The organism is Micromonospora sp. SCSIO 07396 (assembly GCF_053667945.1).
Map to the genome: position 1 here is coordinate 4,284,182 of NZ_CM132210.1, position 18,623 is coordinate 4,302,804.

Here is an 18,623-nt window from a genome sequence, read left to right on the forward strand (position 1 = left end):
GAACCCATTCCCGGACGGCGCCGACGGAGCGGACGGATCATGAGGTGCCGAACTTGCTGTCGATGAAGTCGAAGAGGTCGTCGTCGGAGGCGGTGTCGAGATCCTCGGTGACGCTGGCGACCTCGGCCGGGCGTTGACCGGCGGTCCACGCGGCGAGCATGGTGCGCAGCCGCTCCCCCACCCCGGCCCGGGTGCTCTCGTCGAGCGCGGCGACCGCGTCGGCGTCCAGGGTGGACAGCGCGGCCTGGAGTCGGTCGAGGTCGTCGAGCAGGGTGACGCCCCCGGCGTCGGCGGGCACCAGTTCGGTGAGCAGTTGCTGGGCCAGCTCGGTCGGGGTCGGATAGTCGAAGACCAGCGTGGCGGGCAGCCGCAGCGCGGTCTCGGTGGTGAGCCGGTTACGCAGCTCGACGGCGGTCAGCGAGTCGAAGCCGGCCTCCTTGAACGCCCGCTCCGGGTCGACGTCCGCGCCGGAGGCGTACCCGAGGACGGCGGCGACCTGGTCGCGGACCAGCGCAAGGACGGTGTCCAGGCGGTCCGGTGACGGCATCGCGGCGAGCCGGCCGGCGAGGTCGGCGGTCACGGTGACCGGGGTGGCCGGTTCGGCCTCGGGTTGGGCGTCGGGCAGCGCGGCCAGCAGCGGCCGGGGCCGGGCCAGGGTGTAGATCGGGGTGAACCGGGTCCAGTCGATGTCGGCGACGACGAGGTGGCTCTCGTCGTGGTCGAGGGCCTCCCGCAGCGCCCGGACGGCGAGCCGGGGTTCCATCGGCGGGGTGCCCTGCCGGCGCAGGTGCGCGGTGGCCTCCCCGTCGGCCATCCCGCCGCCGGCCCAGCTCCCCCAGGCCACCGAGGTGGCGACCGCCCCCCGACTGCGCCGCCGGTGCGCCAGCGCGTCCAGGTACGCGTTGGCCGTCGCGTACCCCGCCTGACCGGCACTGCCCCAGACCGCCGCACCGGAGGAGAACACCACGAACGCGTCCAACGGCCGGTCGGCGGTCAACTCGTCCAGGTGCACCGCACCGAGCACCTTCGCCCGGCACACCTCGGCGAACTCGGCCACGCTGGTCTCCGGGAGCGACCTCTCCTGGTGCAGCACCCCGGCGGCGTGGAACACGGCGGTCAGCTCGTCACCGAGGTCGGCCAGGAGCGCGGCGACCGACTCCCGGTCCGCCACGTCACACGCCACCACCTCGACACCCGGATGCCGGGCCGTCAGCTCCGCCGCGCCCGGGGCCGCCGCGCCCCGCCGGCTCGCCAGCACCACCCGCCGGGCACCCTGGTCGATCAGCCATTCGGTCAGGTGCCCGCCGATGCCACCGGTGCCGCCGGTGACCAGCACCGTGCCGGTGGGCGTGTAGCGCCGTTCGGGGTTGCCGGCGGCCGGCCAGCGGACCAGCCGCCGGGCCAGCACCCCGGCGGTACGGACGGCCACCTGGTCCTCCGCGCCGGCGGCGAGCACGTCGGCGAGCCGTGCGACGTGCTCGTCGGTCCAGTCGGTGGGCAGGTCGACCAGGCCACCCCAGGAGTGCGGGTATTCCAGGGACAGCACGGTGCCGAGGCCCCACAGCGCGCCCTGCGCGGGGTGCGGCAGTTCCTCGAACCGGTCGACGGCGATGCCGCCCGCGGTGAGGCACCAGATCCGGCCGGCGAAGTCGGTGGCGGTGAGCGCCTGGATCAACGCGACGGTGTCGGTGACGCCGACGGACAGTCCGGCGTCGACGGCGTCCGGGGTGTCGTCGAGGGCGAGCAGGGACAGCACCCCGGCGGGGGTGTCCCCGGCGGGCAGCTCGGTGCCGGTGACGGTGACGACGTCGACGCCCCGGGCGGCCAGTCCGGCGGCGAGGGCGGACACCCGGGCGTCACCTGTCGACGCGGCCGGTACGACGAGCCACCAGGTGCCGGTGAGGTCGCCGCCGTCGGGCAGCTCGGTGGAGCGCCACACCACCCGGTACCGCCAGTCGTCCACGGTGGCGGTGTCCCGTTGCCGGGCCCGCCAGGCGGCGAGGCCGGGCAGCACCTCGGTGACGACGCCCGGGGCGACGCCGAGACCGTCGGCGAGCACCTCGGTGTCGCCCCGGTCGACGGCGTCCCAGAATCCGCCGTCGGCCTCGTCGGTGCCGGTGCCGGTGGTGGCCTCGGGCTCGATCCAGTACCGCTGGTGCTGGAAGGCGTAGGTGGGCAGGTCGACGGTCCGGCCGCCGGGGTTGACCGCCGCCCAGTCGAGGTCGACGCCGGTGGTCCACGCCTGCGCCATCCCGGTGGCGTACGCCTCGACCTGTTCCCGGTCGCGGCGTTGCAACGGAATCGCCGCAGCGTCCTGCACGCAGTCGGCGATCATGGCGGTGAGCACACTGTCCGGCCCGATCTCGATGAACCGGGTGACTCCGCGTGCGGCGAGAGCGGTTACCGCGTCGGCGAACCGGACGGTGCCCCGCACCTGCCCCTGCCAGTACCCGACGCCACCCAACTCGGCATCGGTGGCCAGGTCACCGGTCGCGGTCGACACCAGCGGAATGGTCGCCGCATTCGCGGTCACCCCGTCGACCACCAGCCCGTACTGCGCGAGCATCGGGTCCATCAGGTGCGAGTGGAACGCATGCGACACCCGCAACCGACGCGTCTTCACCTCCAGCGACGCCTCCAGCGCCGCGATCTGCTCCTCCGTGCCCGACACCACCACCGCCCGGGGGCCGTTGACGGCCGCCACGTCGACATCGCCCAGGTCCAGCTCATCCAGCGGCGCGGCGATCGCCAGCATCGCCCCACCCGCCGGGAGGGCCTGCATCAGACCACCACGGGCCGCCACCACCCGACAGGCGTCCTCCAACGACCACACCCCGGCCACATGCGCGGCAGCCAACTCACCGATCGAATGACCGGCCACGAAATCGGGCTTCAATCCCCACGACTCCGCGAGACGGAACAGGGCCACCTCGACCGCGAACAACGCCGGCTGCGTCCACCCCGTCTGATCCAACACACCATCCGGATCGGCGAACATCACCTCCCGCAGATCACCATCCAACAACGGCCCGAACGCCGCACACACCTCGTCCAACGCAGCCGCGAACACCGGGAACGCTTCGGCCAACTCACGACCCATCCCCACCCGCTGCGCACCCTGCCCGGTGAACACCACCGCCGTACGACCCCCGGTGACCCGACCCGACGGGCCGGTGCCCGCGGCCAGGGCTTCGAGGCCGGCGGCCAGGTCGGCGGCCGTGCCACCGACGGCCACCGCCCGGTGATCCAGCGCCGCCCGACCGACGGCCAGCGAATACCCGACGTCGACCGGACGCTCATCGGTGAGGAAGTCCCGCAGGCGGTCGGCCTGCTCGGCCAGCGCACCGGCCGACCGGGCGGACAGCGGCCAGAGCGCCACCGGCGGCTCGGGGGTCGCGGCCGGCGTGGCCGGCTCGGCAGGCGGGGCCTCCTCCACGATCACGTGGGCGTTGGTGCCGCTGATACCGAACGACGACACCCCGGCCCGGCGCGGGCGGTCCCCGGCCGGCCAGTCGACCGGCTCGGTGAGCAGCCGCACGTCCCCGGCCGCCCAGTCGACCTGCCGGGACGGGGTTTCGGCGTGCAACGTGCGCGGCAGCGTCCCGTGCCGCATCGCCATCACCATCTTGATCACCCCGGCCATGCCGGCGGCGGCCTGGGCGTGACCCATGTTGGACTTGATCGAGCCGAGCCACAGCGGGCGGTCCCGGTCCCGGCCGTACGTCGCGAGCAGCGCCTGCGCCTCGATCGGGTCGCCGAGGGTGGTGCCGGTGCCGTGCGCCTCGACCGCGTCGACCGCGTCGGGGGTGATCCGGGCGTTGGCCAGCGCCGCCCGGATCACCCGCTGCTGGGCCGGCCCGTTCGGCGCGGTCAGCCCGTTCGACGCGCCGTCCTGGTTGACGGCCGAACCCCGGATCAGCCCGTAGACGCGGTGCCCGTTGCGCTGCGCGTCGGAGAGCCGTTCCAGCATCAGCACCCCGACGCCCTCGGCCCAGCCGGTGCCGTCGGCGTCGTCGGAGAACGACTTGCACCGGCCGTCCGGGGCGAGCCCCCGCTGCCGGCTGAACGCCACGAACGGGGTGGGGTTCGACATCACCAGCACCCCACCGGCGACGGCGGTGGTGCACTCACCGGCCCGCAGCGCCTGGCTGGCGAGGTGCAGCGCGACGAGCGACGACGAACACGCCGTGTCGACGGTCATCGACGGCCCCTCGAACCCGAACGCGTACGACACCCGGCCGGAGATCACCGACGCGGAACTGCCGGTGCTCAGGTACGCCTCCGACTCGGCAGGGGCGAGGCCGAGCAGGTCGCCGTAGTCCTGGGCGCCGGAGCCGACGAACACCCCGACGGGGCTGCCGCGCAGCGCCTCCGGGTCCATCCCGGCCCGCTCGACCGCCTCCCAGGTGACCTCCAGCATCAGTCGCTGCTGCGGGTCCATGGCGATCGCCTCGCGGGGCGAGATGCCGAAGAACTCGGCGTCGAACGCGCCCGCCTCGTAGACGAAGCCGCCGGAGCGGACGTAGCTGGTCCCGGGCTGGTCCGGGTCGGCGTCGAAGAGGGCGTCGGAGTCCCAGCCCCGGTCGACGGGGAACGCGCTGATCGCGTCGGTGCCGCTGTCGACCAGCCGCCACAGGTCCTCCGGGGACCGGACGCCGCCGGGGTAGCGGCAGCTCATCCCGATGATGGCGATCGGCTCGTCGGGGTCGGACCCGCCGACGCCGGACGTGACGGTGGTCGGGGCGGCGGTGCCGACGAGTTCGTCGTACAGGTGGCGGGCCAGCACGGCGGGGGTCGGGTGGTCGTAGACCATGGTCGCCGGCAGCCGCAGCCCGACGGCCGCGCCGAGGGCGTTGCGCAGTTCCACGGCGGTCAGCGAGTCGAACCCGAGTTCCCGGAACGGCCGCTGGACGTCCACGCTGGTCGTCGCGTCGTACCCGAGGACGGCGGCGACCTGGGCGCGGACGGTGTCCAGCAGGTACGGCAGCCGCTCGGCCTCGGGCAGCCCGGCCAGCACGGAGGTGTCGGTGGACGCGGCCGGAACGGCGGTCGGGCCCGGTTGGGCGTCGGGGAGCGCGGCGAGCAGCGGGCGGGGCCGGGCCAGGGTGTAGATCGGGGTGAACCGGGCCCAGTCGATGTCGGTGACCACGAGGTGGCTCTCGTCGTGGTCGAGGACCTGCTGCAACGCGCCGAGGGCCAGACGTGGCTCCATCGGCGGGGTGCCCTGCCGCAGAAGCTGCTCGGTGGCCTGCTCGTCGACCATGCCACCGCCGCCCCAGGTGCCCCAGGCCACCGAGGTGGCGGTCAGGCCCCGGCGGCGGCGCTGGTGGGCCAGCGCGTCGAGCCAGGCGTTGCCGGTGCCGTAGGCGGCCTGCCCGGCGCTGCCCCAGACGGCCGCGCCGGAGGCGAACAGCACGAACGCGTCGAGCGGCCGGTCGCCGAGCAGCGCGTCGAGGTGGGTCGCGCCGAGCACCTTGGCCCGGCACACGGCGGCGAAGTCGTCGAGGCTGGTGTCGCCGAGCGGGGCCGGGTCGTAGAGCACCCCGGCGGCGTGGAAGACGGCGGTCAGGTCGTCGCCGATCCCGTCGAGCAGCGCGGCGACCGCGTCCCGGTCGGCCACGTCGCAGGCGACTACCTCGACGCCGGGCAGGCGGGCGGCCAGATCGGCGGTCCCGGGGGCGGCGGGGCCGCGTCGGCTGGCCAGCACCACCCGCTCGGCCCCCCGGTCGAGGAGCCATTCGGTGAGGTGCGCGCCGATCCCGCCGGTGCCGCCGGTGACCAGCACCGTGCCGGTGGGCGTGTAGCGCCGTTCGGGGCTGCCGGCGACGGGCCAGCGCACCATCCGCCGGGCCAACACCCCGGCGGTACGCAGGGCCACCTGGTCCTCGCCGCCGTCGGCGAGCACGTCGACGAGCCGGTCGAGGGTGTCGGGCGTCCAGTCGGCGGGCAGGTCGACCAGGCCGCCCCACCAGCCGGGGTAGTCGAGGGAGAGCACCGTGCCGAGCCCCCAGAGGCCGGCCTGTGCGGCGTGCGGCAGGTCCTCGTACCTGTCGACGGCGACGCCGCCGGTGGTCAGGCACCAGAGCCGGCCGGTGAACTCGGCGGCGGCGAGGGCGTGCACGAGTCGTACGGTGCCGGTGACGCCGGCGGACAGCCCGGCGTCGTACGGGTCCGGGGTGTCGTCGAGGCCGAGCAGCGAGACGATCCCACCCGGGGTGCTCCGGCCGGTGAGCGGGTCGGTGCCGGTGAGCCGGGTGACGGTGGCACCCCGGGCGGCGAGCGCGTCGGCCAGGGCGGTGACCCGGGGGTCGTCGGTGAGCGTCTCCGGGGTGACGAGCCACCAGTCGCCGCTGAGTTCCGGCCCGGTGGGCAGGTCGGCGGCCCGCCACACGACCCGGTAGCGCCAGTCGTCGGTGACGGTGGCCGGGGCGGCGGTGGGGGCGGCCAGCCAGTACCGCTGCCGGGCGAAGGCGTAGCCGGGCAGGTCGACCTGCCGCGCCCCCGGTTGCACGGCCGTCCAGTCGAGGTCGACGCCGGTGGTCCACGCCTGCGCCATCCCGGCGGCGTACGCGGTGACCTGCTCCCGGTCCCGCCGCTGCACCGCGATCGCCGCAACGTCGTCGACGCAGTCGGCGACCATGGCGGTGAGCACACTGTCCGGCCCGATCTCGATGAACCGGGTCACCCCACGGGCCGCGAGGGCGGCGACGGCGTCGGCGAACCGGACGGTCCCCCGCACCTGACCCTGCCAGTATTCGACCGAGCCGAGTTCCTCGTCGGTGGCGAGGTCACCGGTCGCGGTGGACACCAGCGGGACGCCCGCCGGGTTCGCGGTCACCCCGTCGACGACCTGCCCGTACTGCGCGAGCATCGGGTCCATCAGGTGCGAGTGGAACGCGTGCGACACCCGCAACCGACGCGTCTTCACCTCCAGCGACGCTTCCAGGGCGGCGATCTGCTCCTCGGTGCCGGAGACGACGACCGCGCGCGGACCGTTCACCGCCGCCACGTCGATGTCGCCGAGGTCCAACTCGGCAAGCGGCGCGGCGATCGCCAACATCGCGCCACCGGCGGGAAGGGCCTGCATCAGACCACCCCGCGCCGCGACGACCCGGCACGCGTCCTCCAGGGACCAGACACCCGCGACGTGCGCGGCGGCCAACTCACCGATCGAGTGACCCGCCACGAAGTCCGGCTTCAACCCCCACGACTCGGCGAGGCGGAACAGGGCCACCTCGACCGCGAACAGGGCCGGCTGCGTCCACCCGGTCTGATCGAGGACACCATCGGGGTCGGTGAACATCACCTCCCGCAAGTCACCGTCGAGCAGCGGCCCGAACGCCGCACACACCTCATCCAGAGCAGCCGCGAACACCGGGAACGCCGCCGCCAGGTCACGACCCATCCCGACCCGCTGCGCACCCTGACCGGTGAACACCACCGCCGTACGACCCGTGGTGATCCGACCCGACACACCGCCGCCGGCGGATAGGGCGTCGAGACCGGCGGACAGCTCGGCGGCCCCACGGCCCACCGCCACCCCCCGGAACTCCAACCCGGCCCGACCCGCACCCAACGAGAACCCGACGTCCACCGGACGCTCGTCGGAGTCGGCGGCGAAGGCGGCGATCCGGGCGGCCTGGCGGGCCATCCCCTCGGGGGAACGCCCCGACACCGGCCAGAGGACGACCGGCGGGGTCGGCCCCGGCGTGCCGGCCTCGACGGGCGGGGCCTGCTCGACGATGAGGTGCACGTTGGTGCCGCTGATGCCGAACGACGACACGCCCGCCCGGCGCGGCCGGTCCAGCGCCGGCCAGTCGACCGGTTCGGTGAGCAGCCGCACGTCCCCGGCGTCCCAGTCGACCTGCCGGGACGGCGTCTCGGCGTGCAGCGTGCGCGGCAGGGTGCCGTGCCGCATCGCCATCACCATCTTGATCACACCGGCGACCCCGGCGGCGGCCTGGGCGTGCCCGATGTTCGACTTGATCGAGCCGAGGAACAGTGGCGTCTCCCGGTCCCGGCCGTAGGTGGCGAGCACCGCCTGCGCCTCGATCGGGTCACCGAGGGTGGTGCCGGTGCCGTGCGCCTCGACCACGTCCACGTCGGCGACGGAGAGCCGGGCGTTGGCCAGCGCCGCCCGGATCACCCGCTGCTGGGCCGGCCCGTTCGGCGCGGTCAACCCGTTGCTCGCACCGTCCTGGTTGACTGCCGAACCCCGGATCAGCCCGTAGATCCGGTGCCCGTTGCGCTGCGCGTCGGAGAGCCGCTCCAGCACCAGCACCCCGACGCCCTCGGACCAGGCCGCCCCGTCCGCGCCGTCGCCGAAGGACCGGCACCGGCCGTCCGGGGACAGCGCGCGCTGCCTGCTGAACTCGACGAAGAGTTGCGGGGTGGCCATCACGGCGACCCCGCCGGCCAGGGCCAGCCCGCACTCCTCCTTGCGCAGCGACTGGCAGGCCAGGTGCATCGCCACCGACGACGACGAGCAGGCGGTGTCGACGGTGATCGCCGGCCCCTCCAGGCCCAGGTTGTAGGCGACCCGGCCGGAGACGAGGCTGCCGGAGGTGGTGCTGTCGACGTAGTCGTGGTGCATCACGCCGACGAAGACGCCGGTGGCGCTGCCCTTGAGGGCGACCGGGTCGATGCCGCCGTGCTCGAACGCCTCCCAGGACGCCTCCAGCAGCAGGCGCTGCTGCGGGTCCGTCTCGACCGCCTCGCGGGGGCTCATCCCGAAGAACCCGGGGTCGAAGTCGGCGGCGTCGTAGAGGAAACCACCGTGCCGGGTGTAGCTCTTGCCGGGCTTGCCGGGTTCCGGGTCGTAGACGCCGTCGACGTCCCAGCCCCGGTCGGTGGGGAAGCCGGAGATGGCGTCGGTGCCGTCGGCGACGAGCCGCCACAGGTCCTCCGGCGACCGGACCCCGCCGGGGTAGCGGCAGCCCATGCCGACGATCGCGATCGGCTCCTGGTCCCGGCCCTCCACCTCACGCAGCCGCCGGTTGGCCTGTTGCAGTTCGGCGGTGGCGCGCTTGAGGAAGGTCCGGAGCTTGTCGTCGTTCGCCATCGTTCACACCAATCTTTCCCGCGCCGGAGGTTCGTCGGAGGCTGCCGTCAGGAGAGGCCGAGTTCGTTCTCCAGCACGTCGAACAGTTCCTCGTCGGTGGCGGACTCGTAGTCGTGCGGGGTGTCGTCGTCGGGGCGACCGGTGCGGTCCTGCCAGCCGCGCAGCACCGCCTCCAGCCGGGCGGTGAGCCGGGCGTGTTCCGCGCCGGGCACCTCGGTCAGGGCCTTCTCCAGCCGGTCGAGGTCGGCGAGCACCGCACCGGCCGGGTCGGCGTCGGGCACCACCAGGTCGGCCTTGAGCGCGCGGGCCAGGGCGGTGGGTTCGGGGTGGTCGAAGACCAGCGTGGCGGGCAGCCGCAGCCCGGTGACGGTGCTGAGCACGTTGCGGAACTCGACGGCGGCGAGGGAGTCGAAGCCGAGGTCCTTGAACGCGCGGCCGGGTTCCACCGACGCCGGGCCGGGGAAGCCCAGCACGGCGGCGGCGTGCGTGCGGACCAGGTCGAGCAGCAGGGTGTCCCGGTCGGCGTCGGAGAGGCCGGCGAGGCGCTGCGCCAGCGGCGGACCGTCGGCCGCCGCACCCGCTCCGGCGGCGGTCGGCCGGGCGGGGGTACGGACCAGGCCGCGCAGCACGGCGGGCAGCGCGTCGGTGCGTCGCCGCAACGCGTCCAGGTCCAGGCGCACCGGTACGGTCGTGGCCCGCCCGGCGGCGACGGCCGCGTCGAACAACGCCAGCCCCTCGTCGGTGCTCATCGCGGGCATCCCGAGCCGGCGCATCCGGTGCAGGTCGGCGTCGTCGAGGTGGCCGCCCATCCCGGTGCCGGTGGCCCACAGGCCGTAGGCCAGGGAGGTGGCGGGCAGCCCGTCGGCGCGGCGGCGTTGGGCGAGGGCGTCGAGGAAGAGGTTCGCGGCGGCGTAGTTGCCCTGCCCGGCCCCGGCCACCCAGCCCGCCGACGAGGAGAACAACACGAAGGCGGTCAGGTCGTGGTCGCGGGTGAGGTCGTGCAGGTGCCAGGCGGCGTCCACCTTGGGCCGCAGCACCCGGTGCAGTTGCTCGGGGGTGAGGGCGTCGACCAGCGCGTTCTCGGCGGTGCCGGCGGCGTGCACCACCGCGCCGACCGGGTGGTCGGCGAGCAGGGCGGCGACCGCGTCCCGGTCGGCGACGTCGCAGGCGGCGACGGTCACGTCCGCACCGGCGGCGGTGAGGTCCGCGACCAGGTCGGCCGCGCCGGGCGTGGCCGCGCCGCTGCGCCCGGTCAGCAGCAGCCGGCGTACGCCGTGCCGGGTGACCAGGTGCCGGGCGACGAGGCTGCCCAGCCCGCCGAGCCCGCCGGTGATCAGGACGGTGCGGTCGGTGGCCCAGGCACCGTCGGCGGGCGCGTCGGTGCCGACCCGGGTCAGCCGGGGTACCAGCAGCCCGCCGTCGCGGACGGCCACCTCGGGTTCGCCGGTGGCCAGGGCCGCCGCCAGGTGGTCGGTGCCGCTGTCGTCGGTGTCGACCAGGACGAACCGGCCCGGGTGTTCGGCCTCGGCCGCCCGGACCAGCCCCCACAGGGCCGCCGCGGCGGGGTCGACCGGGGTGTCACCGGCCCCGACCGCGTCCCGGGTGAGCAGCACCAGCGTGCTGTCGGCGTACGCCGGGTGGCCGAGCCAGCGGCGCAGCAGCCCCAGCAGGCGTTCGGTGGCCCCGTGTACGGCGGCCGGCGGGGTGCCGGACGGGTCGAGGGTGACCACGACGGTGTCGGGGGCGGGTTCGGGCAGTTCCGCGTCGACGTCGAGCGCGGTCCAGGTGCCGGTGGCGGCGGCCGGGGTGGGGACGGGCTGCCAGGCCACCTCGTACAGGTGCCGGTTGCCGGCGACGCCGAGCGCGTCGGCGGCGACCGGCCGGGCCACCACCTGGTCGATGGTGGCGACCGGGTTGCCGTGCCCGTCGGCGACGGTGACGGCCAGCTTGTCGCCGGTGGCCGGGGAGATCCGGATGCGCAGGGTGGCGGCGTGCGCGGCGTGCAGGGTGACGCCGCGCCAGGAGAACGGCAGCGGGGTGTCGCCCGCGCCCTCGTCGACCAGGTTGGCGTGCAGGGCGGCGTCGAGCAGCGCCGGGTGCAGCAGGAACCGGGACGCGTCGGCGGCGGCCACCTCGGGCAGGGCCGCTTCGGCCCACACCTCGGCGGCGTCGCCGTCGCCGCGCCGCCACACCGCGCGCAGCCCCTGGAACACCGGCCCGTAGCCGTAGCCGTGGTCGCGCAGCCGGTCGTAGAGGCCGTCGAGGTCGACGGGTTCGGCGCCGGCGGGCGGCCACTCGGTGAGGTCGGCGGCGGCCGGGTCGGCCCCGGCCTGCCGGACCAGGACCCCTTCGGCGTGCCGGGTCCAGCCGGTGTCGTCGGCCGCGTCGTCGGCCCGGGTCCAGATCCCGACGGTACGCGCGCCGCTGTCGTCGGCGGCGTCGACGGTGACCCGCAGGGCCAGGCCACCGTCGGCGGGCAGCACCAGCGGCGCGTTGATGGTCAGTTCGTCGAGGACCGGGCAGCCGACCTGGTCACCGGCGCGCAGGGCGAGTTCGACCAGCCCGGTGCCGGGGACGAGGACGGTGTCGAACACGGCGTGGTCGGCGAGCCACGGCTGGGTGCTGCGGGAGAGCCGGCCGGTGAGCACCACGCCACCGGTGTCGGGCAGGTCGACGACCGCGCCGAGCAGCGGGTGGTCGGCGGGGAGCTGGCCGAGTCCGGTGGTGTCGCCGCTGCCGGGCGGCACGTCGAGCCAGTACCGCTGGTGCTGGAAGGCGTAGGTGGGCAGGTCGACCTGCCGGCCGCCCGGGTTCACCGCCGCCCAGTCCAGGGCGGTCCCGCTGGCCCACGCCTGGGCCATGCCGACCGCGTACGCCTGCACCTGGCCGTCGTCGGGCGCGTTCTCGTCCTGCCCACGCCTGCGGCGCTGGAGCGCGATGGCGGTGGCGTCCTCGACGCAGTCGGCGACCATGGCGGTGAGCACACTGTCCGGCCCGATCTCGATGAACCGGGTCACCCCACGCGCGGCGAGGGCGGCGACGGCGTCGGCGAACCGCACCGTCCCCCGCACCTGACCCTGCCAATACCCGACCGAACCCAACTCGGCATCGGTGGCGAGATCACCAGTCGCGGTCGACACCAACGGGATACCCGCCGGATTCGCGGTCACCCCGTCGACGACCTGCCCGTACTGCGCGAGCATCGGGTCCATCAGGTGCGAATGGAACGCATGCGACACCCGCAACCGACGCGTCTTCACCTCAAGACGAGCCTCCAACGCCGCGATCTGCTCCTCCGTGCCCGACACGACCACCGCGCGGGGACCGTTCACGGCCGCGACGTCGATGTCACCGAGGTTCAGCTCGGCAAGCGGTGCGGCAATGGCCAGCATCGCGCCGCCCTGCGGAAGGGCCTGCATCAGACCACCACGGGCCGCCACCACCCGACAGGCGTCCTCCAACGACCACACCCCGGCCACATGCGCCGCAGCCAACTCACCGATCGAATGACCGGCGACAAAGTCCGGCTTCAACCCCCACGACTCCGCCAGCCGGAACAGGGCCACCTCGACCGCGAACAACGCCGGCTGCGTCCACCCCGTCTGATCCAACACACCATCCGGATCGGCGAACATCACCTCCCGCAGATCACCGTCCAACAGCGACCCGAACGCCGCACACACCTCGTCCAACGCAGCCGCGAACACCGGGAACGCCGCCGCCAACTCACGACCCATCCCCACCCGCTGCGCACCCTGCCCGGTGAACAACACCGCCGTACGACCCGCAGTGACCCGACCCGACACACCACCGCCAGCGGCCAGGGCCTCGAGACCGGCGGACAGCTCGGCGGCCCCACGGCCCACCGCCACCCCCCGGAACTCCAACCCGGCCCGACCCGCACCCAACGAGAACCCGACGTCCACCGGACGCTCGTCGGTGAGGAAACCGCGCAGCCGGGCGGCCTGCCCGGCCAGCGCCGCCGCCGACCGGCCGGACAGCGGCCAGAGCAGCACCGGCGGCTCGGCGGCCGGCGTCGGTGCGGCGATGTCGTCCGGGTCGGCGGCCTCGACTGCCTGCTCCAGCACCACGTGCGCGTTGGTGCCGCTGAGCCCGAACGACGACACGGCCGCCCGTCGGGGTCGCCCGGTGGCCGGCCAGTCGACCGGCTCGGTGAGCAGCCGGACGTCGCCCGCCGTCCAGTCGACGTGCGGGGTGGGCCGGTCGACGTGCAGGGTGCGGGGCAGTACACCGTGCCGCATCGCCAACACCATCTTGATCACACCGGCGACACCGGCGGCGGCCTGGGTGTGCCCCAGGTTCGACTTCACCGAGCCGAGCCAGAGCGGCTGTTCCCGGTCCCGCCCGTACGTGGCGAGCAGCGCCTGCGCCTCGATCGGGTCACCGAGCCGGGTGCCGGTGCCGTGCGCCTCGACGGCGTCGACCTGGTCGGCGGTGAGCCGGGCGTTGGCGAGGGCGTCGGCGATGACCCGCCGCTGCGAGGGGCCGTTGGGGGCGGTGAGGCCGCTGCTCGCGCCGTCCTGGTTGACCGCGGTGCCCCGGACGACGGCCAGCACCCGGTGCCCGTGCCGCTGGGCATCGGAGAGCCGCTCGACCAGCAGCATCCCGACGCCCTCGGCCCAGCCGGTGCCGTCGGCGGCGGCGGCGAACGGCTTGCACCGGCCGTCGGCGGCCAGTCCCCGCTGGCGGCTGAAGTCCACGAACGTCTCCGGGGTGGCCATCACCGTCACCCCACCGGCCAGTGCCAGGGTGCACTCCTCGCGGCGCAGCGACTGGATGGCCAGGTGCAGCGCGACCAGCGACGACGAGCAGGCGGTGTCCACGGTGAGGGCGGGGCCCTCCAGGCCCAGCACGTAGGCGACCCGGCCGGACAGGATGCTGCCGGTGTTGCCGTTGCCGATGAAACCCTCCAGCTCGGCGGGCACCTGTGGCAGTCGGCTGGAGTAGTCGTGGTACATCAGTCCGGCGAACACGCCGGTACGGCTGCCACGGACCGAGGTCGGGTCGATGCCGGCCGATTCGAACGCCTCCCAGGACGCCTCCAGCAGCAGCCGCTGCTGCGGGTCCATCGCGATCGCCTCGCGTGGGGAAATGCCGAAGAATTCGGGGTCGAATAGCGCGGCGTCGGAAAGGAAACCGCCGGTCTTCGCGTACGTCTTACCGGTCTTGGAATCGTCGGGGTCGTAGATGTCCTCGACGTTCCAGCCCCGGTCGTCGGGAAAGTAGCCGACCGCGTCGGTGCCGTCGACCAGAAGCTGCCACAGGGCGGCCGGACCGTCCACACCACCCGGGAAGCGGCAGCTCATACCGACGATCGCGATCGGGTCGTATTCCCGACGCTCGGCCTGACGCAACTGCCGGCGGGCCTCACGCAGATCGGTGGTGGCCCGCTTCAGGTACCCGAGAAGCTTCTCCTCGTTCTCCATCTACGTCTCCCGCCACTAGCCCCAGCCGGGCAGACCCGGGTCAATATCGACTCACGGGTCAGCGCGGCGGCAATTGTCGAAACAGAGAGCTTCTTCGGGGATTGTTGGTTGTTCGCGATGACCCTACGGCGGCCCGGCGCAGCACTAACCCCCTACCGCCCCCAGAGCGCCCCCTAGCCCTCGACGCCGCTACCTCGACCGTCGGGTGTCACTGGCCGGGTCACCCCGGCGGGGGCTGGGGTTGCGGCCGACCGGCTGACCGTCGCACAACGACGGACGGCCCCCCGGCGTGTGCCGGGGGGCCGTCCGTCGCGGTGCTACCGCCGGGCCGTGGTCAGAAGCGGGACCACTTCTGACTGGCGACGCCGAGGCAGTCCCACAGGTGCAGTTTGCCGCCGTTGTTGGGGTTCTGGTCCCGGACGTCGACGCATCTGTTGGCACTGAGGTTGACCAGGTCCCCGGCGCCGTTGAGGGTGAACCGTTGGGCCGGGTTGCCGTTGCAGGTGACCAGGTTGACCTCGGTGCCGTTGGCGGTGCCGGCCCAGGCCGGGTCCATGCACTTGCCCATCGCGCGGACGGTGCCGTCGGTGGCGAAGGTCCACGCCTGGGCGGCGGTGGTGTTGCAGTCCCAGATCTGGAGCTTGGCCCCGTCCACCGGGTTGGAACTCGGGATGTCGATGCACCGGCCGCTCTGCGTGCCCCGCAGCCGGGTGGTGCCGGGCTGCGGGTTGCCGCCGCCGGGCACGTAGCTGGAGACCCGGACGTAGTCGACGAGCATCTGCTGGGGGAACTGGGTGGACCCGTCGGGGTAGCCGGGCCAGTTACCGCCCACCGCCACGTTGAGGATCATGAAGAACGGGTGGTCGTAGACCCAGCGGTTGCCGCCGAGCCGGGACGGGTCGACGCGGTGGTACTCGACGCCGTCGAGGTACCAGACGATCAGGTTCGGCTCCCAGTCCACCCGGTAGGTGTGGAAGGTGTCGGCCAGCGGCTGGCCGATGGTACGGCTGCCGGTGATGCCTCCCCCGCCGGAGTAGCCGGGGCCGTGCACGGTGCCGTAGACGGTGTTGGGTTCCCGGCCGATGTTCTCCATGATGTCGATCTCACCGGCGGCGGGCCAGCCGGCGCTGCCCATGTCGTTGCCGAGCATCCAGAACGCCGGCCAGATGCCCTGGCCGCGGGGGATCTTGATCCGGGCCTCGAACCGGCCGTACGCCTGGGTGAAGGTGGCGGCGGTCAGCAGCCGCGCCGAGGTGTACTCGCACCTGCCGTAGTGGCACTGGTAGTTGGCCGGGTTCTCCTTGCGGGCGGTGATGACCAGGTTGCCCTGTCCGTCGTGGACGGCGTTGCTGGTGCTGTTGGTGTAGTACTGCCGTTCGTTGTTGCCCCAACCGCCACCGCCGATGTCGAAGCGCCACCGGTTCTGGTCGACGGGGGTGCCGGCGGCGGCGTTGAACTCGTCCTGCCAGGTGATGCCGCCGATGGCGGCCGAGGCGGGCTCGGCCTGGGCGGGCAGGACGAGGGCGGCGGCGAGGGTGACGAGGGCGACCGCCGCGCGGGCGAGGGATCGGGGCCGGGGGACGGCTCGGGCTCCGGGCACGGGAGGCTCCTTGGGCGACATCGGGGGCGGGGAGCACGCCAGGGGAGAGCGCTCTCCACGAAGGATGTCGATATCCGGCACTTCTGTCAAGAATGTTTCCAGTTAGCTTGCCCCAATCAGGAGCCCGCCGACCGGTCAGTGAAAAGAAAACTACTCTGCGTGATCAGAGTCGTTGCGCGCCGGTGACCTCGGAGGTGTCCCGCGCGAAGCCCGACCGGTGGCCGGAAGGCGGGGCGGGCGGGACGCGGTGCGGACCGCCCGCCGACCGCCGGGACCGCTCAGCGGTGCAGCCCGCGCCAGGAAGGATTGCTGCCACGCCAGGCGTCGGCCAGGATGACCGCCGCCGCCCGGCTCGGGCACTGCTGCACGCGGGAGCGACCCGACGCCCCGCCGATCTGCGCCTGGACCTCCCAGGCCTCCCCGTCGGTACGGATGTAGACGTCCCGCCGCCCGCGTGGGCTCGGGTCACCGTTCCACCAGTGCTCCTCGACCATCATTCACCGACCGTATAGCAAACTGGCCGCGGAACGTGAGTCACGAATTCGTCGAGGCCCGCCGCCGGCCCCGCCCGGTCATCCCTGCCGGGGCGTTAGCAGGTAGTCGTCGGCCTCCGCGCTCCAGGCCAACGTGACCTCACCGGCCGTGGCGGCGGCCTTACCGAACTGGAGGAAACTGCGGTAGCCGAGCTTCTTCTCGCTGAATTCGGGGCGGGCCCGGCGGAGCTGGTTCTTGAGCCCGGACAGCGCCACCGGGCCACCGGCCGCGGCCAGCTCCGCCACCACCGTACGCAGCAACGCGAAGGCGACCTCCTGGTCGCCGTGCTCGGGCAGGGACACCTCCGGGTCGCCCTTGGCCGGCCCCTCGGCCAGCTCGACGACGTTGTGCCCGGCGAGGTGGCGCAGCAGCTCACCGAAGGTGCGGAACCCGTAGTCGGACTCGCTGAACGTGGGGTCCTTGCGCAGCAGGGTGCGCTTGAGCCGGGAGGCGGTCACCTCCCCCTCCGAACTGCCCTGGAGGCCGGCGACGGTCTGGGCGACCAGCACGGCGAGCGTCTCGGCGTCGCGTACCGGCTCCTCGGGGGCCGGCGACGAATCCGGCTGCTCCGGCTGCTCCGGTGTCGGCTCCACCGCCGTCGGCTCCGGCTGCTGCGGCTCGGCCGGGCGCGACGCGCGACCCCGCCGGCCGCGTACGGGTGGGAGGTCGACGCCCTCCAGCCGGTCGTAGTAGAGGAACTCGTCGCAGGCGGGCGGGAGCAGCGCCGAGGTGGACTTCTCCACCCCGACCCCGATCACCCGCTTGTTGAGTTCGCGCAGCTTGTGCACCAGCGGGGTGAAGTCGCTGTCCCCGGTGCAGATGACGAAGGTGGAGATGTAGCCGCGCTCAAAGGCCAGTTCCACCGCGTCGACGGCCATCTTGATGTCGGCGGCGTTCTTGCGGGACGCCCCCATCCGCTGCGGGATCTCGATCAGCTCGACGTGCGAGCGGGTGAGCATCCGACGGTCCTCGTCGAAGTATGACCAGTCCGCGTACGCCCGACGGACGACCACCCGCCCCCGCTCGGCGAGGGCGTCGGCGATCGGACGGAAGTCGAACGCCCGCCCGCCGTGGTGTTCCCGGGCGCCCAGGGCAAGGTTCTCGTAGTCGAGAAAGAGCGCGATTCGATCCTCGTGATCCACCGCAACACCCTAATCCCGCGCCCCTGCCCCACCACCCCGCCACGTCGCACCACCCCACCAAAACCCCCCCGAACCCCACCGAAGCCCCCCAGCCACCCCGCCGAAGCCGGCGATCACCCCACCGAAGCCCCGGCGATCAAGAGGTAAACGTCAGCCAGCGGCCGGTTCATGACGTATTTCTCTTGATCACCGGGGCTGGCCGGCGGGGAGCGCGGGGGAGCGCGGGGAGCGCGGGGCGCAGGGTCAGGGGGTGCGGTTCTCGGCCAGGGCCTTGATGCCGTCGAGCACCGACTCGATGTGGGAGCGGAGCTGGCCGAGCCTCGACTCGACGATCTGCTCCTCGTGCTCGGGGGCCTGGTCGATCACGAGGCTGAGCCCGGAACGGCCCGGACCGACCCGGACCGTCTGCCGCAGCCGGGTGCCGGCCCCCTCCGGTTCCAGCTCGAACCGCCAGGTGGCCGCCGGCGACGACACGTCGGCCCGGCCGGCACCGTCCTGGCCGGCGAACATGCCGTCCACGTCCGTGACGACCCACCCGAAGACCCGTTCCTGGTCCAGTTCGGTGACGTAGGAGGCGGTGCGCCACTGCCCGATACGCGGGTGGCTGTTGTACCCGAGGAAACTGGCCCCCTTGACCAGTTCGTCGGCACCCTCGAACCACTCGACCCGTTGCAGCTCGGGACTCAGCCGGGCCGGCAGGTGAATGTCGGTCACCAGTTCCCAGACCCGGGACGGAACTGCCTCGACGTAGACCTCGTAGGTCACGCCCGGCCCATCGGCATAACGCAAAATCGCCACCTTCGATCGGATCCGACGCGCGCCGGATCACCCCACAATGC

At 73.5% G+C, this 18,623-nt stretch carries 6 protein-coding genes; all 6 read right to left on the minus strand.

The window, feature by feature from the left end; all coding sequences use genetic code 11:
* Positions 1-37 precede the first annotated feature (37 nt).
* Complete coding sequence (locus tag ACWCHM_RS18285; RefSeq protein ID WP_454219125.1) at positions 38-9,061, minus strand: type I polyketide synthase; 9,024 nt, start codon at positions 9,059-9,061, stop codon at positions 38-40.
* 47 nt (positions 9,062-9,108) lie between these two features.
* Positions 9,109-14,478 carry an SDR family NAD(P)-dependent oxidoreductase gene (locus tag ACWCHM_RS18290; RefSeq protein ID WP_454223106.1) on the minus strand — a complete coding sequence of 1,790 codons (5,370 nt, stop codon included), beginning with the start codon at positions 14,476-14,478 and terminating at the stop codon, positions 9,109-9,111.
* Positions 14,479-14,842: 364 nt separating this feature from the next.
* Complete coding sequence (locus ACWCHM_RS18295; protein ID WP_454219127.1) at positions 14,843-16,108, minus strand: family 16 glycosylhydrolase; 1,266 nt, start codon at positions 16,106-16,108, stop codon at positions 14,843-14,845.
* 278 nt (positions 16,109-16,386) lie between these two features.
* On the minus strand, positions 16,387-16,605 hold the full coding sequence (locus ACWCHM_RS18300; protein ID WP_088642133.1) for a hypothetical protein: 219 nt from the start codon (positions 16,603-16,605) through the stop codon (positions 16,387-16,389).
* Positions 16,606-16,680: 75 nt separating this feature from the next.
* Complete coding sequence (locus ACWCHM_RS18305) at positions 16,681-17,784, minus strand: NYN domain-containing protein (RefSeq protein WP_454219129.1); 1,104 nt, start codon at positions 17,782-17,784, stop codon at positions 16,681-16,683.
* Between the two features lie 243 nt (positions 17,785-18,027).
* On the minus strand, positions 18,028-18,573 hold the full coding sequence (locus ACWCHM_RS18310) for an SRPBCC family protein (protein ID WP_204957219.1): 546 nt from the start codon (positions 18,571-18,573) through the stop codon (positions 18,028-18,030).
* Between the last annotated feature and the right edge of the window lie 50 nt (positions 18,574-18,623).